Below are 209 nucleotides of genomic sequence, written 5' to 3' on the forward strand. Positions count from 1 at the left end.
AGCTCCGGCTCTGCAGTCGCTTTATCGCCAGCTTCATCAATTAGACTGTCAATATCGTCTAAATCAAATTCGTCTTCTTCAGCCAGCTCCGGCTCTGCAGTCGCTTTATCGCCAGCTTCATCAATTAGACTGTCAATATCGTCTAAATCAAATTCGTCTTCTTCAGCCAGCTCCGGCTCTGCAGTCGCTTTATCGCCAGCTTCATCAAT

The 209-nt window shown here is 46.9% G+C and carries 1 protein-coding gene; it reads right to left on the reverse strand.

Translation table 11 applies throughout. The features are described from left to right. Positions 1-209: hypothetical protein (locus tag H5203_RS22670; RefSeq protein WP_182820388.1), on the reverse strand; the 209-nt coding region annotated here is incomplete at both ends.

The sequence above is a fragment of the Pseudoalteromonas sp. SG41-1 genome, from assembly GCF_014164575.1.
Lineage (GTDB): Bacteria > Pseudomonadota > Gammaproteobacteria > Enterobacterales > Alteromonadaceae > Pseudoalteromonas > Pseudoalteromonas rhizosphaerae.